The sequence below is a fragment of the Nonomuraea turkmeniaca genome, from assembly GCF_005889735.1.
Classification (GTDB): domain Bacteria; phylum Actinomycetota; class Actinomycetes; order Streptosporangiales; family Streptosporangiaceae; genus Nonomuraea; species Nonomuraea turkmeniaca.
Genome location: NZ_VCKY01000472.1, coordinates 1 through 2,778, shown reverse-complemented (window position 1 = coordinate 2,778; position 2,778 = coordinate 1). Strand labels below are relative to the sequence as shown.

Annotated in this window: 1 protein-coding gene; it reads left to right on the top strand. The window is 67.2% G+C overall.

The features are described from left to right. Positions 1–7: 7 nt before the first annotated feature. The coding region (locus tag ETD86_RS53715; protein ID WP_342779376.1) for an amino acid adenylation domain-containing protein at positions 8–2,778 on the top strand (2,771 nt) is incomplete at its 3' end.

The window sequence follows — 2,778 nt, the reverse complement described above, 5'->3', positions numbered from 1 at the left end:
GGCGTATGTGATTTATACGTCGGGGTCGACGGGGCGGCCGAAGGGTGTGGTGGTTTCGCATCGGAGCATTGTCAATCGTCTGGTGTGGATGCGTGATCATTACGGGTTTGGTCCGGGTGATCGGGTGATGCAGAAGACGCCGACGGTGTTTGACGTGTCGGTGTGGGAGTTGTTCGGGACGTTGGTGTCGGGTGCGACGTTGGTGTTGGCGCGGCCTGGTGGGCATCGGGATCCGGGGTATGTGGCGGAGCTGGTGCGGGCGCAGCGGGTCAGTGTGATGCATTTCGTGCCGTCGATGCTGGATGCGTTTGTGCTGGCTGTGGGTGGGGTGGAGCTGCCGAGTTTGCGGCTGGTGGTGTGTAGTGGTGAGGCGTTGCCGCTGGAGACGCAGTCGCGGTTTTTTGCGGCGTTTGCTGGGGTGGAGTTGCACAACTTGTATGGGCCGACGGAGGCGGCGGTGGATGTCACCGCGTGGCGGTGTGATGCGGGGCAGGGCCAGGGGCTGGTGCCGATTGGTGCGCCGGTGGCTAATACGCAGGTGTTTGTGGTGGATGGCCGGTTGGAGCCGGTGGCGGTGGGTGTGGTGGGTGAGTTGTATCTGGCGGGGGTGCAGCTGGCTCGCGGGTATGTGGGTCGTGCGGGGTTGACCGCTGAGCGGTTTGTGGCGTGTCCGTTCGCGGTGGGTGGGCGGATGTATCGGACCGGGGATCTGGTGAAGTGGACCCCGGATGGGCAGTTGGTGTTCCTGGGTCGTGTCGATGAGCAGGTGAAGATCCGCGGGTTCCGGATCGAGCCGGGTGAGATCGAGGCCGCGTTGCTGGCGCATCCGCGGGTGGTGCAGGCGGCGGTGGTCGCTCGTGAGGATGTGCCGGGGGACAAGCGGCTGGCCGCCTATGTGGTGCCGGCCGGGGAGGACATCGATCCGGGCGGGATGCGGGAGTTCGTGGCGGGGCTGTTGCCCGAGTACATGGTTCCGGCCGCGGTGGTGGTGCTGGATGAGTTGCCGTTGACGGTGAACGGCAAGCTGAATCGTCAAGCGCTGCCGGCTCCGGAGTATGCGAGCGGGTCGGGTCGTGGGCCGGCCACCGTGCAGGAGGAGATCCTGTGCGCCGTGTTCGCCGACGTCCTTGGTGTGCCATCGGTCGGGATGGACGACGACTTCTTCCGGCTGGGTGGGCATTCGCTGCTCGCGGTCCGGCTGGTGGAGCGGTTGCGAGCGCGGGGGGTGTCGGTGCCGGTGCGGGCCCTCTTCGAGGCGCCGACTCCGGCCCGACTGGCGCGGGCGGCCGAGACCGTGTCCGAGATCGCGCCGCCCAACCTGATCCCAGCGGATGCCGAGCGGATCACGCCGGAGATGCTGCCGTTGGTGGATCTTTCCCAGGCCGAGATAGACCTGGCCGTCGCCTCGGTTCAAGGCGGCGCGGTGAACGTGGCGGACATCTATCCGTTGACGCCGCTGCAGGAGGGCATGCTCTTCCACCACCTGCTGGCCGGTGACGGTACGGACGTGTACGTCACCATACGGGTGCTCGAGTTCGACTCGCGGGACATCTTGGACTCGTTCGTCCAGGTGGCGCAGCAGATGATCGACCGGCATGACATCTACCGCACGGCGGTGGTGTGGGATGGGCTGCGCGAGCCGGTTCAGGTCGTGCTGCGCCAGGCGGTCCTCCCGATGGTGGAGCATGTGCTGGACTCGCCTGGCGTCGATCCCGCGGATGCGCTGCTCGCCGTGGCGGGCACGACGATGGACCTTGGCCGGGCGCCGTTGATGGACATGCACGTCGCAGAGGTGGCCGGCGGTCGGTGGCTGGGGCTGATCCGGCTGCATCACATGGCGCAGGACCGTACGACCCTGGATCTGCTGACGCAGGAGAGGCGTGCAGTGCAGTCCGGTAAGGAGCAGCCGGCGAAGGTGCTGCCCTTCCGCAATTACGTCGCGCAGACCCGCGAGGTCTCACGGGCCGAGCACGAGCGGTTCTTCGCCGAACTGCTCGGCGATGTGACCGAGCCGACCGCGCCGTACGGGCTGCTGGACGTACGCGGCGACGGCAGCGATGTGGTCGCTGAGGTGATCCCGATCCCCGATGAGACCATTGTCGCGCTTCGGCAGGTGGCGCAGCGGATGGGCGTCAGCCCGGCAACGGTGACCCATGTGGCGTGGGCCCGGGTGGTTTCGGCTCTGTCGGGCCGCGACGACGTGGTGTTCGGAACCGTGTTGTTCGGCCGGATGAACGCCGGCGAAGGCGCCGACCAGGTACTCGGGCCGTTCATCAACACGTTGCCGGTGCGGCTGCGTACCGGCCACGTAGGACTGCGCGAGGCCGTCGAGGAGATGCGGGCACAGCTGGCGGCACTGCTGGAGCACGAGCACGCTCCGTTGGCGATCGCGCAGCAGGCCAGTGGGGTGCCCGCCAACACGCCCGTATTCACCTCGCTGTTCAACTACCGCCACCCGCGGGCAGGGGCGACGGCCGCCCCGGAAAGGCAGGAGGCCGATGGCGTCCGCACCGTTCGCGTCCGGGAGCGCACCAACTATCCGTTGAGCGTGGCCGTGAACGACCCGGGCCACGAAATGAGCCTCACCGTCGAGGCGGTAACGCCCATCGACACGGGCGCGGTCGGCCGGCTGATGTGCACAGCCCTGAAGAACATGGTCACCGCGCTCACGTCCACGCTCGATGGCGGTCCCGATGTGGCTTTGCATGCGGTGGGTGTTTTGGAGTTGTGGGAGCGGGAGTTGTTGGTTGGTGGGTGGAATGACACGGGGGTTGGGGT